Source organism: Lacipirellula sp., from assembly GCF_965279485.1.
Taxonomy (GTDB): Bacteria; Planctomycetota; Planctomycetia; order Pirellulales; family Lacipirellulaceae; genus Lacipirellula.
Window position 1 is genome coordinate 1229205 of the sequence record NZ_CBDIIC010000002.1, and the last position, 17882, is coordinate 1247086.

The window sequence follows — 17882 nt, forward strand, 5'->3', positions numbered from 1 at the left end:
GATCGCCTCCGTGGACCGCTGATTGTCGCTGACTACGCGACGCCTTCATCGCCCTGAATATAGACGCGGCCACGGTAGAACTGCGACCAGATGACGTAGATCACTGCCGAGACGAGCATTACGGCGGCAAAGAACCAGTAATAGTTGGCGCCGTCGAGGATGGTGGCGCCGACTTTCTTCTGCGCGTCGATGTATTCGTTCACCTTCGCGGTGAGGATATTACCGAGCGCGATGGCGACCAGCAAATAGACGCCCATGATGAGCGACTTCATTTTCTTGGGGGCTTGCGTGTACGAGAACTCCAACGCAGTGACCGACACCATCACCTCGCCGGCGGTGATGACGACATACGCGATGATCTGCCACAGCATGTGGGGCCGCTCGCCGTCGACAATCCGCTGTTCGGCAAGGGCAATGATCACGAACGACAGCGCCGTCAGGAACAGGCCGATGCCGATCTTACGTAGTGGAGTCGGCTCAAACCAGCGCCCCATCAGCGGATAGAGCACGTAGGCGAAGAGGGGGATAAAGCAGAGGATCAGGAACGGGTTCACCGCCTGCAGTTGTGCCGGCAACATCGTGAAGAGGCCAAAGTTGCCGTTCATGCTTTTGGCTTGCTCGACCCAAGCCGTGTGGGTTTGGTCGAACAGCATGAAGAACGGAAAGATGAAGAGATACAACGGAATCAAATTCGCGACGGCTCGCAGGCCCTCGCCGCTGAATGTCTCTTGCACGAACTTCGCGCCGCCGGCCGGAATGTGAACGTACTTATATCGGCCCAGCCAAAATACGAACGTCGCGACCGCCATAATGATGCCGGGAATGCCGAACGCCCATCCGGGCCCGTAGTGCTTTAGCAGCCAGGGACAGAGCAGCGTCGAAACCACGGCACCCGCGTTGATCGAAAAGTAAAACCAGCCGAAGACTTTGTTGATGAGGTGCTTATTGCGCTCGCCGAACTGATCGCCGACGTGAGCCGAGACGCACGGCTTGATGCCGCCCGCTCCGATGGCGAGCAAGACGAGCCCAGCGGCAATGAGCCACTTCGGTTCGAAGCCGGTCAGCCCGGGAACCTCGACCAGCGCGAGCACGCCGTGCCCGACGCAGTACAGCAGCGAGATCAGCACAATGGTTTTGTACTTGCCGAGCCACCAATCGCTCAGAATGGCGCCCAACAGCGGCAACGCGTAAACGGCCGCGTAGAAATAGTGCTGCCAAGCCTTCGCCATCTCGGCAGTCATCGGCGCCATGGCGCCCGAGGAATCACGCAGGTACTCCGTGAGAAACTGATAGAGCACGGCACCCATGCCGTAGTAACTAAATCGCTCCGCCGCCTCGTTACCGATGATGTAGCCAATGCCGGGGGGCATCGTTTCGATCTGCTGGGGCGTCGTACGGTAGGCGGAGTTCGACATGGCGTGATTCGCGGTGGAGGGCAGGGGACGGGCCGCGTCGCCAGTCTACCGCATGTGCGATGCGATCGCAGCCTTGGTTCGAGGCGGGCGCTCGCATTTCGATTGGCGGCGATGCAAAAAAGTAGCCCCCGGTCGTCGACCGAGGGCTTTAGTACGCCGCATGATGATATTGCGTGGTACGCATGACGGGGTCGGGAGCCTTTTGCCACTAGCGATGTTCCACCGAAGGCAAACCCTCCAGTGGCAAAAGGCTCCCGACCCCCTTGGCTCAGCTCGCGGCAGCCGATTGCGACGCCAGTTCGCTCTCCACGTCGGGCACGACGAACGGCTTGCGATAGACGCGCGTCCGCAGTTCGTTGGCCTTGTCGTTGTCGACGAACTTTTCCGATTCCGGGTCGAGGGTGAGCCACTCGCCCATCGTGAGGACGGCGTCGCCATCGACGTCGACGTCATTCGCCCGCAGGTGGCCGAGCATCCGTTCGAACGAGTTGGAGAGCAACTCGTTGGCGGCAAGCTGGTCGGCAATCTCGCGCGTTGGCGTTTTCGCCCCGAGGCGATAGGAAACGTTGCCTGTATGGCAGAGCGCGCTCGACAGGTGCCCTTCGAGTACCTCGGCATTCAGCTTTTTCGCATCGTGAGCGGCGACGGCTTCCAGCCAATTGTCGTGATGGCCGCTGCCGCCGTGCCACTCCTTCACTTTCTCACCCTTGTTGTCGAAGGCAATCGCGTCGGAGTAGCTGGGAATGACGACGTAGCCGTTCTCACACTGCACGACGACGCCGACGCCTGAACCTCGGAAACGGTCCATGTTGTCGCCCCAACCCTTCGCTTGGAACTGCTTTGCTCGCGGCAGGCCGCGGACTTCGAACAGCAGCGGCGCCTTCTCATATCCTTGCCACACGATTTGCGTGTTGGGCGTGTTGCCGGCGTCGTCGTAGCCAACGCGGCCGCCAACGCTGAAGACCCGCGGCGCGAGGCCTGCTTCGCCGAGGAACCAGCGGGCGATATCCATCTGGTGGATCCCCTGGTTGCCGAGGTCGCCGGCGCCGGTGTTGAAATCCCAGTGCCAATCGTAGTGCGGGTTCTTGCCCCCCTGCGAATTCTTTTCCGGCCGATAGAACGCCACGTCGGCGGCGGGGCCAATCCAGAGATCACGATCGATCGTCGACGGGAACTTGAACGCGGTTTCGCTTTTGCCGATCGAGGGGCGCCCCTTGTAGCAGGTGCCGAGGGCATACTTGATCGGGCCGAGTTCGCCTTTTTGCACCCAGGCGACGGCTTCTTTCAGGCTCGGGCTCGACCGCGACTGCGTGCCGCATTGAATGACGCGGTCGAACCGCCGCGCGGCCGCCGCCAATTGTCGGCCTTCCCAAATGTTGTTCGAGACAGGCTTCTCGACGTACACGTCCTTGCCGGCTTGGGCCGCAGCGATCGCGATAAGGGCGTGGGTGTGATTCGGCGTGGCGATCGAAACGGCGTCGATGTCTTTGCGCTCGAGCAGCTTGCGGTAGTCGGAGAATTTATCGACGGTTTGATTGTGCTTCTCTTTGAGTTCGGCGGCCTTATTATTAAGCACGTCGGCGTCGACGTCGCACAGGGCGACCACATGCTTGCCAAGGTTGTTGATGTGCCCCGAGCCTTGGCCGCGGAAGCCGATTTGCGCGACGCGGATGTCGGCGACGTCGCTGGCGGCCGAGGCGCGGCTGCTCCACACCATTCCCGCCGCAGCTGCAGCTCCGATCGCGGTTCCAATGAATTGCCGCCGTTGCATGGTCGTCGAACTCCTGTCGAGTGGCCGCGAGCGCTCGTGACGAGGAAGGGGCTGCGCGGAGGATAGGTCGAACATCTACGATGCACGTCGCATCGCGTCGCGTTAGTGCGGACGCCAATAGCCATTGTGAGTCAATTCGCCGCTAGTTGCCAGCATGAGCAGGTCGTATTTCGGTTGCGATTTCGAACCCAATGCTTGCGTTTTTGCGGAGATGCCGGCTGCGGGCGGCAGTTCAAGCTGCTCGTTTTGCGCCGGTTTCTCATTTCGCCATTTGCGAATGCCGTCCTGAGCGCCATACAGCGCCATCGCCACGATGGCCGCAATACTAAGCCAGAGGGCGAGATCGTAGAACCGGCTGGGACGTAGTGCGGGGATTTCGCGTTGGTAGCGGAAGACAATCGCTGCGAACACGATCACCAACAGAATTGCCGCCGTCGCCATGCCGCCGAGCGTGACCATGTAGACCGGTTCTTTGTACGCCAGGAAGACGACGGCCCACGAGATCGGAAAGAACCAGGCGAGGATGGTGATCGCGCGCCGCCGCTGGCCGGAGTTCTGAAAATCAAGCAGCCCCAGCTTGCCGCCTGCGTCTGCGAAAACCCGCGTCCACGCCGCAAGCGCGGAGAAGACGGTGGAGAACAACACGGCGAACGCCCCCAGCATGAAAATGCTGCGGGCCCACTCGCCGAGCGACTCGGTGTACATGAGCGCGAGCGTGTTGATGGTCGCGTACCCTTGCGGCGTTTCTCCACGGGCATGCAGCACCGCGGCGCCCAAGACGTAGAACGCCGCGGTGACGGTGGTGTAGACCGCCATCGAAACGAGGGCGTCGAGATACATCACGTTGATCCAGCCGCGAGCGCGACGTTCCCAGGCGGCGTCGCCAGGGGAAGGGGGGCCGGTGCGGGCGGCGTAACCCTTCTCGATCAACCAGTAGGTGTATTGCATGATCTCGTCGCCGCCGACGCCGGTGAGCCCGAAGGCCCCCATCGCAATCATCAGGTCGCTCGGCAGCTTCAATCGCAGGCCATCGACGAGGTCGCCACTTGAAATGGCGTACTCGGTCCACTGCAGCGAAAAAACGCTGATGAGCGTCGTCGCCGTAAACGCGGCGACGAGCGCCACGCAAACGCGCTCGATGAAGCGATAACTCTCGCCGCTCACCATCATTGCGGAGACGATCGCCGTGATCCAACACCACCAAAAGACTCCCACCTGCGGCAGCACGAGGTGCATGATCATCGCCACGCCGCCGACGATGCCGCCCATTTGCAGCAGCTTCAGCGGCTGAATCAACAGCCAGCACCAGATCGTCCAGTGGGCGCCGCGCCACGAGGGGCCAGGGAGTTTGTTGAATGCCGTAAGGCAAGTCTCGCCAGTGAGGATGGTGTGCCTGCCAAACTGCAGTTGCAAGGCCACCTTCACGGCGCAACTCGCCAGGATGATCCAGAGAGCCGTAAATCCGGCCTTTGCTCCCAGCGAGGTCGTGGCGATCAACTCACCAGAGCCGACGATCGACGCGGTGAGGACGAGCCCCGGGCCAAGAAACTTCAGCTTGTCCCGCCAACGGGTCGGCGGATCTTCCACAAGCGACGGATCGAGGACGTAAGGGTCGCGCGCAGGCATGGCGTTTGGCGGCGAGGAGAGCAGGGGGAGAAGAGTGCGAAAACGCTGGTCTCGAATCTAGGCGGCCGAGAGGCAGCCAACAAGCCGCCCAAAGCCCCGAAAACAGCCTAGAAGAAGGACCAGACAGGGCCCGGCTTTCGCGATAAAATGGGGGGCTACCTCTTACCAGTTGATTCTTCGGTCCTCGGAAGGATGCGCCTCGATGGCAGCCCCCACCCTCAAGCAAGATCCCTTTCAAGCTCGCGACACTTTTGACACCGGCGCCGGTCAAGCGGGAATCTACCGGCTCTCCAAGCTCGAACAACTTGGCCTGACCAAGGTGGCCGAACTTCCCTTCTCGATTCGCGTGCTGCTCGAATCGCTGTTGCGCAACTGCGACGGCTATGTCGTCACCGAACAAGACGTCAAGAACCTCGCCAACTGGACCGAGAGCCGCGGCGTCCTCGCCCCCGGCAGCGACGGCGTCGAAGTTCCCTTCAAGCCTGCCCGCGTGGTGCTGCAAGACTTCACCGGCGTGCCGTGCGTCGTCGACCTCGCCGCGATGCGAACTGCGATGCAGCGTCTCGGCGGCGATCCGAAGAAGATCAATCCGCTCGTGCCGGTCGACCTCGTGATCGACCACTCGGTGCAGGTTGATTTCTTCGGCACCGGCCAATCGCTCGACCAGAACATCGAGCTTGAATTCTCCCGCAACGCCGAGCGTTACGAGTTCCTCCGCTGGGGCCAAACGGCGTTCGATAACTTCCGCGTCGTGCCGCCGGGGACCGGCATCGTTCACCAAGTGAACCTGGAATACTTGGCCAAGGGCGTCTTCATCGGCCAAGATCACGCCGGCAACGTCGCCTATCCTGATTCGCTCGTCGGCACCGACAGCCATACGACGATGATCGACGGCCTCGGCGTCGTTGGTTGGGGCGTCGGCGGCATCGAAGCCGAAGGCGTGATGCTTGGCCAGCCGATTTACATGCTCATGCCCGAAGTCGTCGGCATGAAGCTGACCGGCTCGCTGCCACCGGGGGCGACCGCGACCGACCTCGTGCTGATGGTCACCCAACAGCTCCGCAAGCATGGCGTGGTGAACAAGTTCGTCGAGTTCTACGGCAGTGGCGTCTCGACGATGTCGCTCGCCGATCGGGCGACGATTGCAAATATGTCGCCCGAATATGGCGCCACGATGGGCTTCTTCCCCATCGACAACGAAACGCTCCGCTTCCTTGAGCGGACCGGGCGCACGCCCTCGGAAGTGCAGCTCGTTGAGCGGTACGCCAAGGAGCAGGGGCTGTTCCGCACCGACGATTCGCCGGCGCCGGTCTTCACGTCAACGGTCGAACTCGACCTCTCGACGGTCGAGCCGAGCCTCGCCGGTCCGAAGCGGCCGCAAGATCGGATTCCGCTCGCCTCGATGAAGTCGGCTTGGTCGCGCGACCTCGTCGAAACCTACAAGAAGCCGGCGCCGAACGGTCATGCCACCGCCGTCGACGTGCAACTCGACGGCAAGACCTTCCCCGTGGAGCATGGCAGCGTCGTCATTGCGGCGATCACCAGCTGCACGAACACGAGCAACCCGTCGGTGATGATCGCCGCCGGCCTCGTGGCGAAGAAGGCCGTAGAGCACGGTCTCACCGTGCCGCCGCACGTGAAGACGAGCCTCGCCCCCGGTAGCCGCGTCGTGACCGACTACTTCGAGAAGGCGGGCCTCGACACGTACCTCGACAAGATCGGCTTCAACACGGTCGGCTACGGCTGCACCACCTGCATCGGCAACAGCGGTCCGCTGCCCGATCCGATCGCCAACGCGGTGCAGTCGAACGACCTCATCGTCTCGGGCGTCCTATCGGGCAACCGGAACTTTGAAGGCCGCATCAATCCCCACGTGAAGGCAAACTACCTCGCCAGCCCGCCGCTGGTGGTGGCCTACGCCCTCGCCGGCACGACCGACGTTGACATGGCGACCGAGCCGCTCGGCACGGGCACCGGCGGCAAGGCGGTCTACCTCCGCGACATTTGGCCGACCCACGCCGAAGTGAAGTCGGTCGTCGACGCGAGCGTGCTGCCGGAGATGTTCCAGAAGCAGTACGACAACGTCTGGCAAAAGAACCCCAAGTGGAACGCCATCCAAGTGACGGGCGGCGAACTCTACGAGTGGGATCCGAAGAGCACTTACATCCAGGAACCGCCGTTCCTGGTCGATCTCACCCCCGAAGTCAGCCCGATCAAGTCGATCACCGGCGCCCGCTGCTTGGCGGCGCTGGGCGACTCGGTGACGACCGACCACATCTCGCCTGCCGGTTCGATCGCGAAGGCGAGCCCGGCCGGCAAGTTTTTGGTCGAGAACGGCGTCGAGCCGATCGACTTCAACAGCTACGGCGCCCGCCGCGGCAACGACCGCGTGATGACCCGCGGCACGTTCGCAAACATCCGCATTCGCAACCACATGGCTCCCGGCACCGAGGGGGGCGTCACTCGCCACCTACCGGACGGCGAAGTGCTGAGCATCTACGATGCGGCGATGAAGTACAAAACCGAGGGGACGCCGTTGGTGATCCTCGCCGGCGCTGAGTACGGCACCGGTTCGAGCCGCGACTGGGCCGCCAAGGGAACATTCCTGATGGGCGTCCGTGCGGTGATCGCGACGAGCTACGAGCGGATCCACCGCAGCAACCTCGTCGGCATGGGCGTGCTGCCGCTGGAACTGCCGGCCGGCACGTCGTGGCAGTCGTTGGGACTCACGGGCGAAGAGATCTTCGACTTCCCCGAACTGAACGACGACCTCAAGCCGCGGCAAACGATGAACGTCGTCGCCCACCGCAAGCTCGGAACCGACGGTGAGACGACCCTCACCTTCCCGGTGACGGTCCGCATCGACACGCCGGTGGAACTCGACTACTACCGCAACGGCGGCATTCTGCACACGGTGACGCGGAAGTTGCTGAAGGGGTAGAAGTTGCGAGGCGCTGGATGCTGGGCGCTGGTTTGAAGTTTAATTGAGTTGAGTATCGAGCGATCCTGGAGCGAGTCTCCAGGATCGCTTTTTTCATACCCTAATCGCCGCGTCTATTCGGTCATTGAGCGAAGGAGATTTAACCACGAAATACACGAAAGGACACGAAAAACGTTCGACACATACCAGAGCTCCCGCATTCCTCTGCGCCTTTGCGTCTCTGCGAGAGACTTCTTCCCTACGCTCAAAAAGACTCTACGGCAGCTGCTACAATGGTTCTTTTCACAGCATGCGGAGCAAAGAGAAGTGCAAGCGTTGACGACGCTCTTGTTGGCGGTCCATTTGCTGGCGATGAACATCGCATCGACGGCGCCGCTTGCCGGGGCGTGGTTGCGGCGGCGGAGCTTGCGGCTGCCGAATGATGAAGGGGAACGCCGCGAGCGCCTGGAACGCGGCGCGCGACGAGCCCTCGCCGCCTCTATCGGCGCCCTCGCCATCGGAGCCATCGTCGGCGGGGCGATGCTCCTAGCGCCGAGCGCAGGCATGCGTGCAGCCCTCGCGCGATTCCCCGAGAACACCTACTGGTTCGCCGGGGCGGAAATCCTGGTCTCGCTAGGCAGCCTCGGCGCCGCTTGGAAACTAACGCGCTGGCCAAAGACGACTTGGTTCCTCGCGCTTTTCGCTACGAGCAACCTCGTCTACCATTTCCCGCCGCTCATGGGCGTCATCGGCGAACTCGCGGCCGACGCCGATTGGACCGACGTGGAGGTGATCGATCGCGATGCGCTTCTCAAGCTCTGGGGGCGACCGGAGATTCTTTCGCTATGGGCCCACTTCGCCCTCGCATCAGTCGCCGTCGGTTGCACGGCGGTGATCGCGCTCGCCGGCATGCGCGCTGTTGACACAGCTGAAGCTTCGTCAACAGCGGCCGACGAAGACCTCACCACGCGACGATTGGCGGCCTGGGCCCTTGGCGCCACCGCACTGCAGATCCCGGTCGGCATCTGGCTGCTGCTCGCGAGCGACGAGGCCGCTCAGCAGTCGATGATGGGCGAGAACTGGCTCGCAACTGTCGGCTTGGCAGGCGGCGTGTGGGTCGCCCTCGGCGTGATGCAGTCGCTCGCCGCGCTTGCGTGGGGCGGCAGCGATCGACGGCAAACTTATCGTACGTGCGTCCTGCTCGCGCTCACGGTGCTGCTGATGTCGATGACGCTGCGAACTAGCCGCCGAGCAGGCGTCGAGCTAGTCGCTCCGAACGCCCCAGCACTCAACGAATAGCCACCCTTAACCATCGACCATCGACAAGCGGCCGAGGGTTCCTCGACTACCGCACCCGCAACATCCCGCCCAGCGGCACGCGCGACGCCCGTTCCGCCGGCGCCCAGGCGGCGATCACGATCGTCAGTAACCCGGCGAAGAATGCTCCGAACGTCAGCGAGGGGTGGAACTGGAAGTCGATGATGCGCCCAGTCACGGAGTACGTCGCCAAGTTGATGAGGTACGCGATGCCCATACCAGTGATCACCGCCGGCGCCATTGCCATCACCGCGACGATCAACGCCTGAGCGAAGATGATCTTTCGAATCTGAGCACGCGTGGCGGCGACGACGCGAAGCAAGCCGAACTCGAACGTTTGCTCCAGCACGCTGATCATCAGCGTGTTGACGACGCCGAAGGTCGCCACCAGCAGCCCAAGCGCCACCAACCCCCAGAGGCCGGCGTCGACGCCGGCCATCATGCCCTCGATCTGAGTTTGCAATTCGGAGAACGACTGCAAAATCAGGCCCTTGTCTTGCACGAGATCCAAAAGGTCTCGCCGCACTGTATCGATTTTTTCGCGGTCGGCTTTGACGACGTACACGTCGACGCCGCCAATGTCGAGTTGCTTCTCCGCCGTGCCGCGATCCATGTAGACAGTGAGGCCGCCCGCCTGGTAGTCCGTGACGATCGCCGCAATGCGGAATGGCTTGATTCCCTCGTCCGTTTCGAGCGGCAGCGAATCGCCGACGTTCAGATTCGTACGTTGCGAGAGAACTGAACCGATGACGACTTCGCCGTCGGCCATCTGCTCGCGAATCTTCGATTCGTCGCCGCGAACGACGTCGAACTGCTGCAATGAATCGTCGTCGAATCCGCGGACGATCAAGATCACGTTTTCCTTTTCCGCCTTCGCACTAATCAGGCGGATCGAGTCGATTCCCTCGACGCCGTCGACTTCCAGGATTTCGTCGCCCAGACCGTCCGGCAAGTCGGCGGCCAAACCGGTCGCCATGTCAGGCATCGTCGCGCGGATGAAGAAGTCGGCGATCAACGTTTTGTTGTACCAATCCTTCACGTCTTGGACATTGTCGAGCACCGTGCTGGCGAGGCCGATGGCCGCGCTGGCAGCGATAAATACGACGCCCACCGTGAGCGTCGTCCGCGAACGGTGGATCAGCAATTGCCGGCTCGCGATGCGGCCTTCGACGCGCATCCGCGGCGGGAGGATCGCCGCGACGGTGCGCGTGATCGTCGGTAGCGCGGCGGGTAGAATGAGCACCAATCCAACGAGGCCTAGCACGCCGGCGTAGACGGCGACGCTGCTGGGTAGGTACCCGGTGATGCTGAGCGCGAGCAAAACGGCGCAGACAAAAACCGTGAAAAAGCCGAACGCAACCAACCAGCGCGATCCGCCTTCGATTTCATCCGGCAGCACATCGCGGAGAGCATCGAGCGGATTGAGCCGCGAGGCCTTCAGCGCCGGCACAATAGCGCCGACCATCGACATGCCGATGCCGAATAAGGCCGCCAGCAGGAACGGCTCTTTATCAAGGTGAAGCGGCGGAAGCGTCGTTCCGTACATTGCTCCCATCGCCATGTTGAGATACCGCGCGATAAGCACGCCAATTACCGAGCCGACAATCGTACCGGCGACGCCCATGACGAACGCTTCGCTCATCACCAGCGCCGCAATCTGCCCGCGGGCCCCGCCAATTGCTCGCAAGATGCCAAGTTGGCGGCGGCGTTGGGTCACGCTGATTAAAAAGGTGTTGGTGATGACGAACACGGCGACGAGCAGAATGAACGCTCGCGCCATGAACAGCGCCTGATTCGTCGACAGGACCGTCGCTTTGGCCATTTCGCTACGGCCGGTCGGCAGCCGTAACTCGGCGTTGTTTGGCAGGCGCGATTCGATCTCTTTCTTGACCTGTTCCTCGTCAGCCTCTTTGTCCAGCACGATTTGAATCGTGTCGAGTTGGCCTTTCGCGCGGAACCAGACCTGGCCGCCGCGCAGGGGGATCAACAGTCCGGCGCCTTGAGCCGACATCGTCGACGTATTCGACGCAAACAGGCCGACAATTTTCAGCGGAATCATGCCGCTGCGGGTGAGCAGCCCCACCTCGTCGCCAACTTTAACTCCAAGGCTCTCGGCGAGGAGCTTGCTAAGCAGGGCTCCTTTGGAATCGGTCAGCGGCTGTCCATCGACGATTTTGTACTCATGAACCTTCGCGTCCCGCTGCAAGTCGATCGCCGCGGCGACGAGTTGAACGCGGTCCTTTTCCTTGACGATCATGATCGCCGGCCGCTGCAGCCGCGGGGCGATCGCCTCGACTCCCGAGATGCCGGCGACGTCGGCCGCGACGGATGCCGGAATGGCCTGACCGATTGGGGCGACGATTTCCAGCGAAGCGCGACCGGCGAGCGATTGGAAGATTTCGTCGAACGCGGTTTGCGTGGAACGTGTCGTAAACGTCACCGCCACGAACGCCGCCACGCCGATGGCGACGCTCGCCATTGTGAGGATCGCGCGCCCAGGATGCTGACGGGCTTCACGCAGACCTAAGCGCTTATAAATCATGGCGGGGCGAAACGCGGAAATGGGGGGAGTGCGGAGAAACAGGACGCAGGATGTTCTCGAACCGGAAGCGTCGGCGTCGGAACTAATGCCTACTTACGGCGTTTCGTGGTTTTCTTCTTCGGCGTCTGCGGCGCGGGTTTCGAGCCCGTTTGCCCAACCGCCGATTTGGCGGCCGGAACGATCGACATCGGCGCCGGGACGGCGGCGATCGCGCTCGGGCGGTAGTCGCTGGCGAGCAACCCGTCGCGCATCCGCAGCACGCGATCTGCGGCGGCGGCGATTTCATTGTCGTGCGTCACCATAACGACAGTCTGGCCATGTTCGCCGACGAGCTCGCGGAGGAGCTTCATTACCTGCTCGCCGCCGGTGGTGTCGAGATTACCGGTCGGCTCGTCGGCCAGGAGGATCGTCGGATTGGTGACCAACGCGCGAGCGACGGCGACGCGTTGCTGCTCGCCGCCGGACATCTGGCTCGGTAGATGGTCAACCCGCTTGCCAAGGCCAACTTGTTCGAGTCCTACGCGGGCGCGTTCATGGGCCTCGCGCTGCGAGACCCCGTCGAGTTCCAAAGGAAGGGCCGCGTTCTCCAATGCAGAAAGCGTCGGCATCAGGTTGAACGCTTGAAAAACGAATCCGATCTGCCGCCGGCGGAGGAGGGTCCGCTCGTAATCGCTGAGCGTGGCGACGTCGACGCCGCCGATCAGAACTTGGCCAGAGGTTGGCGTGTCGATGGCGCCGAGCATGCTCAGCAAGCTGCTTTTACCGCAACCCGATGGGCCGACGATTGCGGTGAGTTCGCCCGAATGGATGGCGACCGTCACGCCGCGAACGGCTTGAACCGCCGCCTCGCCGGAGGCGAACGATTTCTTGACCTGACGAGTTTCAGCGGCGGCAGTGACGGGCGGCATGGTGGATCCGAGGCGGTAAGTTGCACGAGGACGACAGCCATTGAGCTGCACTCCTAGCCCATCAATTTAGCAAGGATCATGCCGGTTTAGCAGGGATGGCGCGGCTGGGTGGTGTTGCCGTAATGGGCCGCGGGACGCTCCGCCGTGGAGATGTGCGCTTTGCGGGGTTTGGCGAAGGTGCTGCGACGAGCTGAATGCAACTCGCGGAGGTCCGGCAACAGATCGCGGCTGGCCGCAATACTTCCGATACCAGGCGTAGAAATAAACTGGCGGAGCGAACAAGCGTCGAGATTGTTCGCTCCGCTCAGAATGGTGACGTTATTTCATGCAACTCGCGTTAGTTGCCGGCTGGGAAACTGAGCGTGGGCGCCTCGGCTTCGGTCGAAACCTTCTCCGCGACAGGTTTAGCGGCTGTTTTCGGCTTCGGTTCGCCGGCGGCGTGAACGGCGAGCGTGATTTGACACTTGCCGTCGCGGCAAAGCTTTTGCGCCTGCTCAAGCGCGGCGCGTTCCGCGATTTCGCGAGTGGCGCCCGGGGCAAACCCGGCGACGCCGGGCCGATCTTCAACCGTGGCGACGGCGACCCACTCAGGCCCCCACATGTAAACCTTCGCATCGTCGGCGTCGCACTCCTTGAGCGCGAACTCGTGGGCTTCTTTCTTCGAGCGCGCGACGCCCGCGCTAGAGCCAATCTTACCGGTCTTGGGCGAATAAGCGATCGCGGCGACATAGCCGGCTTGCCGTGCGGCGACGAGTTCCGGATCGCCCTCGCGCTTCAGAAGTTGCCGGGGGCGAGCGCCGCTACTGTGCGTGCAGAGCGCCACGCTGCAGGGGGCGCCGTGGGCCCGCTTGGCGCACTCGTCGAGCGCTTTCTGCTGCGCTTCTTCGGCCGTCTTGCCTCGGCCGAATCCAGCGGCGCCGATAAGTTTATCGGCAGTCGCAATCGCCACCCATTGGTCTTGCGCCCACATCCAGACTTTGGCGTCGGGCTCGTTGCACGCACGGATGGCAAGCGATTTGGCCGCTTGCTCGGTGCGGGCCTGGCGGGCCGAGTGGCCGACCTTACCGGTGCTTTGCGAGTAAGCGATTGCGGCGACGTAGCCGGTTTGAGCGTGCGCCGCTTGAGGCGCGGCAACAGCTAACGCGGCGAGTACAGCAATCAGCAAGGTCGAGAGGGGCGCGGCAAAACGCGCGCAGCGGCTAGCATGCGACATGAAGATGCTCCACGGACGAGGAAGAGAGAGTCGGGAGGCGGTCTGAAAAGGAGAAGAGAATGCCAGACGCCCGCTATGATAAGCCCGATAGCGGCGGGAGGCAATCAGCGACGAACCAACGGATTCGCCCACGAATGCCGCAAACTATCGCAAATTCCAACAGAACTCCCGCCCCCGAATTTGCATCGCTTAGCGTAATTCGCGGGGTAACCTCGCCCGTTTGAGGCGAAAAGAGGCCCGTAGTGGGAAAGCCCCCGTGAGGTTATTCCTCGTCGGCATTGGCCGGATCGACGACCGCCTCTTCGTGGGCTTCATCGGCATGGGCGGCGGCGCCATCTTTCTCTTCGGCGTGCTCATCGTGCCCATGCGGGGCGTGAACGGCATTCTCCGACAGCGGGACAAGCTCGCGGTAAGTCGGCAGAGCCATGTCGGCCGGCGCCCGCGTCGGGAGCCACGAACGAGTCAGATAGTCAGCCATCATCAGGCTGAGCATGATCGCCAGCCAGATCAGTCCAGCAGACACCGCGATCCACGTCAGCCGCGGTGAGTTTAACACGTGCATGAAGATTAGCACGACGAGGATTGCCTTGGTGAAGGCAATCGTCAGCGCAACGACAAGATTCCAATTCCCCAGCGGCACAAACGCCACCGCCACCGTCGCCAACAAGCCGACCATCAGCAAGGCGTAGACGAGGAAGTAAGCGCCGAGGCCAGTATGTTCGTCTGCGTTGGACATGGGAGTGCGGGAGAGGTCAGAGGTCGGAAGTCAGGGCAATCGCCGGTCGCTAACGCTGAACGCTGCTTACAACGCCGGCGGCGTCGTGATCGCGCGGTCGACCAAATACAGCAGCGGGAACAGGAAGATCCAAACCAGATCGACGAAATGCCAATAGAGGCCAATCACTTCGACCGCCAAGGAATTGCCGTCGCGGTATTCATTGCGGAACGCGGCCGGAATATACAGGGCCATTAACACGACGCCGATGATCATGTGCAGCGCGTGGATGCCGGTCATGCCGAAGTAGAGGCCGAAGAAGATTTTCGTCGGCCCCGGATCTTCGCCCGCCCAGTCGAACGGCAAGTTCAAGAGCGGCGCCAAGTTGTGATGGAACTTGGTGTAGTACTCGAACATCTTGATGCCGAGGAACGCCGTGCCGAGCACGATCGTCGAGAGCAACATCCAACCGACTTTACGGCTCTCGCCGGTGTGGGCGTAGCGGACGCCGAGCGCGACCGTCAGGCTGCTCGTCAGCAGGATGAACGTGTTGAACGTTCCCAGGTACGGATCGAGCGTGTTGCTCGCGTGAGCAAACGCCATCGGATACTGCCACCGATAGATCATGTAGACGGCGATCGCGCCGCCGAAGAACATGACTTCGGAGACCAGGAACGCCCACATCCCGAGGACGCAGGCATCGTACTGTTGGTTCCAGTCGTCGAAGTGATGCGCGACGACCGGGCCTTTTTTAGCCGTGGGCGTCGGCAGGGTTGCGGTGGTACTCATAGGCCTCGAAATCGACGATGGGGGTTTCGGTGAAGTTTTCGGTCGGGGGAGGGGAGGAGGTCATCCACTCCAAACCAACGGCGTTCCAAGGATTGGCCGAGGCCTTTTCGCCGTACTTCAGCGACCAAATTAGGTAGGTAATCGGGAACAAGTACGCGATGCCGAGGATCGAAGCGCCGGCTGACGACATGACGTTCAACACCTGAAAGCCTTCGTCGTAAACGTGATACCGCCGCGGCATGCCGAGGTAGCCCAGAATGAACTGCGGGAAGAACGTCAGGTTGAACCCGACGAAGACCAGCACCGCCGAGAAGCGTGCCCAACCTTCGGGGTACATGCGGCCGGTCATCTTCGGCCACCAGTAGTGGATGCCGCCGAGGTAGGCCATCACCGTGCCGCCGACCATCACATAGTGGAAGTGAGCGACGACGAAGTAGGTGTCGTGAACGTGAACGTCGACACCAAGCGTGGCGAGGAATAGGCCGGTCAGACCGCCGATCGTAAACAGGCCCAAGAAGCCCAAGGCATAGAGTAGCGGCGTGTTGAACGAGACCTCGCCGCGCCACAACGTCAGGGCCCAGTTGAAGACTTTGATCGCCGACGGAATCGCGATCAGCATACTGAGGACCGAGAACACCATACCGGCGTACAAGCTTTGGCCTGACACGAACATGTGATGGCCCCAGACAAGGAAGCCGAGGACCGCGATCGCGAGGCTCGCGAAGGCGACGAGCTTGTAACCGAAGACGCGGTTCCGCGAGAACGCGGCGACCAGCTCGCTGATCACGCCCATCGCCGGCAGCACCATGATGTACACGGCCGGGTGAGAGTAGAACCAGAACAAGTGTTGGAACAACACCGGATCGCCGCCGAGCCGGGGATCGAAGATGCCGATGCCGAGGCCGCGTTCGAGCGCGACCAGCAAGATCGTGATCGCCAGCACCGGCGTGCCGAGAACCATGATGAGCGCGGTGGCGTAGTTGGCCCAAATGAACAGCGGCAGCCGGAACCAGGTCATGCCCGGGCAGCGCATCTTGTGAACGGTGACGATAAAGTTCAAACCGGTGAGAATCGACGAGAAGCCGGTAATGAAAATACCGACCGCCGTCGCCATCACGTACGTGTTGCTGTAGGTACTACTGTACGGCGTGTAGAAGGTCCAACCGGTGTCGACGCCGCCCGAGACGGTGACGAACAGCGTGAAGCACCCGCCGATCATGAACAAGTACCAGCTCATCAAGTTGAGCTTGGGAAACGCCATATCGCGCGCGCCGATCATGATCGGCACGAGAAAGTTTCCTAGTACGCCCGGAATGCCGGGGACCAAGAAAAAGAAGATCATAATGATGCCGTGGAGCGTGAAGAGCTTGTTGTAAGTCTCCGCTTCCACGAGATCAGACTGGGGCGTCATCAACTCCAAACGGAACACCACCGCAGCGGCGCCGCCTAGAAAGAAGAAGAAGCTGATGCCAGCCAAGTACAGCAACCCAATCCGCTTGTGATCGACGGTGAGCAACCACGAACGGACCGTCCACGCGGCATTCAGATAGTTTTTAGGCTCCCGGTCAGTCGGGGCGGGGGCCGTTTCGTGTTCGATAACGGCGCTCATGGCGTGGTCCCTTCGCTGTCGTTAGCTGCGTTGTCTTGGGTGGCGGGAGCAGTTGGCTCCGCGGCAGGAGCAGCCGGTTGGCCTCCCGCAGCGGCCGCTGCCGGCGACGACGTCGCAGCAGGCGCTCCCAGCGTTTTGATGTAAGCGATCAGGTGCATGACTCCTTCTTCGCTGATCTGGCCTTCATACGTCGGCATGATCTGCTGGTAGCCGGCAACCTGCTTTTGAGCGGGGCGGAGAATCGACTCGCGGATGTACGTTTCGTCTGCAGCCACCGTCTGGCCGCCAGCCAGCGGGACGCGGCTTTGGAAGAGCCCCTCAAGCGTCGGGCCGCGAGCGCCTTCTTCGTTGGCAGGACGATGGCACGTGCCGCATTGGTACTGCTCGAACAATTTGCGGCCCGTTTCGGCCGGCGGTTCGTCGCTGGCGGCGTCGCCGCTCATCCAACGAGCGAAGTCGTCGGGCGACTGGACGATCACCTTGCCGATCATGCGGCTGTGGTTCGTGCCGCAATACTCGGCGCAGTACAGGCGATACTCGCCCGGCTCAGTCGCTTCGAACCAAGTCGAAGTGTAACGCCCCGGCAGCACGTCTTGTTTCGTCCGGAAGGCTGGCACGAAGAAACTGTGAATCACGTCTTGGCTGACCATCGTCAGCTTCACCGGCTGGCCGGTCGGAATGTGGAGCGTGTCGATTTCGCGGCGGCCGTCAGCGTGCTGGAATTTCCACATCCACTGCTTCGCGACGACGGTGATCGGCATCGCGTGTTCAGGAGCACGGAACAGGAAGAAACAAACCTTGGCGCCCCACAGGAAGATGCCCATCAGGATGGGGAACGAAATCGCCATCGCGACGAATTCGATCGTGTTGCCGTGGTCAACGTACTCGCGATTCACCTTGTTCGCGCGGCGATAGTGGATCGCTAAGTAGGTGATCAGCCCCGCGACAAACGCCGACAGCACGACCGACAGCACGACGAGGAACAGGTAGAGCGCGTCGACCTGGCCCGCGGCGGTGGAGGCGGCGTCGGGGAATATTTGGAATTCAGTATTCATTC

The 17882-nt window shown here is 62.0% G+C and carries 12 protein-coding genes; 2 read left to right on the forward strand and 10 right to left on the reverse strand.

The features are described 5' to 3' along the window. Nucleotides 1-32 precede the first annotated feature (32 nt). The 3 genes from ACQY7R_RS12560 to ACQY7R_RS12570 form a co-directional block, all read right to left on the reverse strand. Nucleotides 33-1415 carry a POT family MFS transporter gene (locus ACQY7R_RS12560; RefSeq protein WP_428305939.1) on the reverse strand — a complete coding sequence of 461 codons (1383 nt, stop codon included), beginning with the start codon at nt 1413-1415 and terminating at the stop codon, nt 33-35. A 268-nt stretch (nt 1416-1683) separates the two neighbouring features. Then, the gene (locus tag ACQY7R_RS12565; RefSeq protein ID WP_428305940.1) at nt 1684-3186 is read right to left on the reverse strand and encodes a Gfo/Idh/MocA family protein; all 1503 of its coding nucleotides are present in this window, start codon (nt 3184-3186) and stop codon (nt 1684-1686) included. 102 nt (nt 3187-3288) lie between these two features. Next, nucleotides 3289-4812: an Nramp family divalent metal transporter gene (locus tag ACQY7R_RS12570; RefSeq protein WP_428305941.1), complete on the reverse strand. Its 1524-nt coding sequence runs from the start codon at nt 4810-4812 to the stop codon at nt 3289-3291. A 202-nt stretch (nt 4813-5014) separates the two neighbouring features. On the opposite strand from ACQY7R_RS12570, the gene acnA reads away from it, so the two are divergent. Beyond that, nucleotides 5015-7753 (forward strand): aconitate hydratase AcnA, encoded by a 2739-nt coding sequence (gene acnA / locus ACQY7R_RS12575; protein WP_428305942.1) that lies wholly within the window; start codon nt 5015-5017, stop codon nt 7751-7753. A 306-nt stretch (nt 7754-8059) separates the two neighbouring features. Beyond that, nucleotides 8060-9031, forward strand: coding sequence for a hypothetical protein (locus ACQY7R_RS12580; RefSeq protein ID WP_428305943.1), 972 nt, complete (start codon nt 8060-8062; stop codon nt 9029-9031). A 46-nt stretch (nt 9032-9077) separates the two neighbouring features. Here the strand turns inward: ACQY7R_RS12580 and ACQY7R_RS12585 are convergent, their stop codons facing one another. From ACQY7R_RS12585 to coxB, 7 genes are all read right to left on the reverse strand, one after another. Then, nucleotides 9078-11528 carry an FtsX-like permease family protein gene (locus ACQY7R_RS12585; RefSeq protein WP_428305944.1) on the reverse strand — a complete coding sequence of 817 codons (2451 nt, stop codon included), beginning with the start codon at nt 11526-11528 and terminating at the stop codon, nt 9078-9080. Nucleotides 11529-11680: 152 nt separating this feature from the next. Then, nucleotides 11681-12499 (reverse strand): ABC transporter ATP-binding protein, encoded by an 819-nt coding sequence (locus ACQY7R_RS12590; protein WP_428305945.1) that lies wholly within the window; start codon nt 12497-12499, stop codon nt 11681-11683. Nucleotides 12500-12836: 337 nt separating this feature from the next. Further along, a complete protein-coding gene (locus tag ACQY7R_RS12595; RefSeq protein WP_428305946.1) occupies nt 12837-13712 on the reverse strand; it encodes a DUF4189 domain-containing protein in 876 nt (291 codons plus the stop codon). Nucleotides 13713-13974: 262 nt separating this feature from the next. Continuing rightward, entirely contained in the window at nt 13975-14448 is a 474-nt protein-coding gene (locus tag ACQY7R_RS12600) for a cytochrome C oxidase subunit IV family protein (protein ID WP_428305947.1), read from the reverse strand. Nucleotides 14449-14514: 66 nt separating this feature from the next. Further along, entirely contained in the window at nt 14515-15216 is a 702-nt protein-coding gene (locus ACQY7R_RS12605) for a cytochrome c oxidase subunit 3 family protein (RefSeq protein ID WP_428305948.1), read from the reverse strand. After that, nucleotides 15179-16825, reverse strand: coding sequence for a cytochrome c oxidase subunit I (ctaD, locus tag ACQY7R_RS12610; protein WP_428305949.1), 1647 nt, complete (start codon nt 16823-16825; stop codon nt 15179-15181). The genes ACQY7R_RS12605 and ctaD overlap by 38 nt, the downstream gene beginning before the upstream one ends. Next, nucleotides 16822-17880, reverse strand: coding sequence for a cytochrome c oxidase subunit II (gene coxB, locus ACQY7R_RS12615; RefSeq protein ID WP_428305950.1), 1059 nt, complete (start codon nt 17878-17880; stop codon nt 16822-16824). Before coxB ends, ctaD begins: the two co-directional genes overlap by 4 nt. Nucleotides 17881-17882 lie beyond the last annotated feature (2 nt).

Excerpts from the sequence above, each read along its gene's own strand:
- ACQY7R_RS12560 (WP_428305939.1), bottom strand. The coding sequence starts at position 1,415 with ATGTCGAACTCCGCCTACCGTACGACGCCCCAGCAGATCGAAACGATG.
- ACQY7R_RS12565 (WP_428305940.1), bottom strand. The coding sequence starts at position 3,186 with ATGCAACGGCGGCAATTCATTGGAACCGCGATCGGAGCTGCAGCTGCG.
- ACQY7R_RS12570 (WP_428305941.1), bottom strand. The coding sequence starts at position 4,812 with ATGCCTGCGCGCGACCCTTACGTCCTCGATCCGTCGCTTGTGGAAGAT.
- acnA (WP_428305942.1), top strand. The coding sequence starts at position 5,015 with ATGGCAGCCCCCACCCTCAAGCAAGATCCCTTTCAAGCTCGCGACACT.
- ACQY7R_RS12585 (WP_428305944.1), bottom strand. The coding sequence starts at position 11,528 with ATGGCGAGCGTCGCCATCGGCGTGGCGGCGTTCGTGGCGGTGACGTTT.
- ACQY7R_RS12590 (WP_428305945.1), bottom strand. The coding sequence starts at position 12,499 with ATGCCGCCCGTCACTGCCGCCGCTGAAACTCGTCAGGTCAAGAAATCG.
- ACQY7R_RS12595 (WP_428305946.1), bottom strand. The coding sequence starts at position 13,712 with ATGTCGCATGCTAGCCGCTGCGCGCGTTTTGCCGCGCCCCTCTCGACC.
- ACQY7R_RS12600 (WP_428305947.1), bottom strand. The coding sequence starts at position 14,448 with ATGTCCAACGCAGACGAACATACTGGCCTCGGCGCTTACTTCCTCGTC.
- ACQY7R_RS12605 (WP_428305948.1), bottom strand. The coding sequence starts at position 15,216 with ATGAGTACCACCGCAACCCTGCCGACGCCCACGGCTAAAAAAGGCCCG.
- ctaD (WP_428305949.1), bottom strand. The coding sequence starts at position 16,825 with ATGAGCGCCGTTATCGAACACGAAACGGCCCCCGCCCCGACTGACCGG.
- coxB (WP_428305950.1), bottom strand. The coding sequence starts at position 17,880 with ATGAATACTGAATTCCAAATATTCCCCGACGCCGCCTCCACCGCCGCG.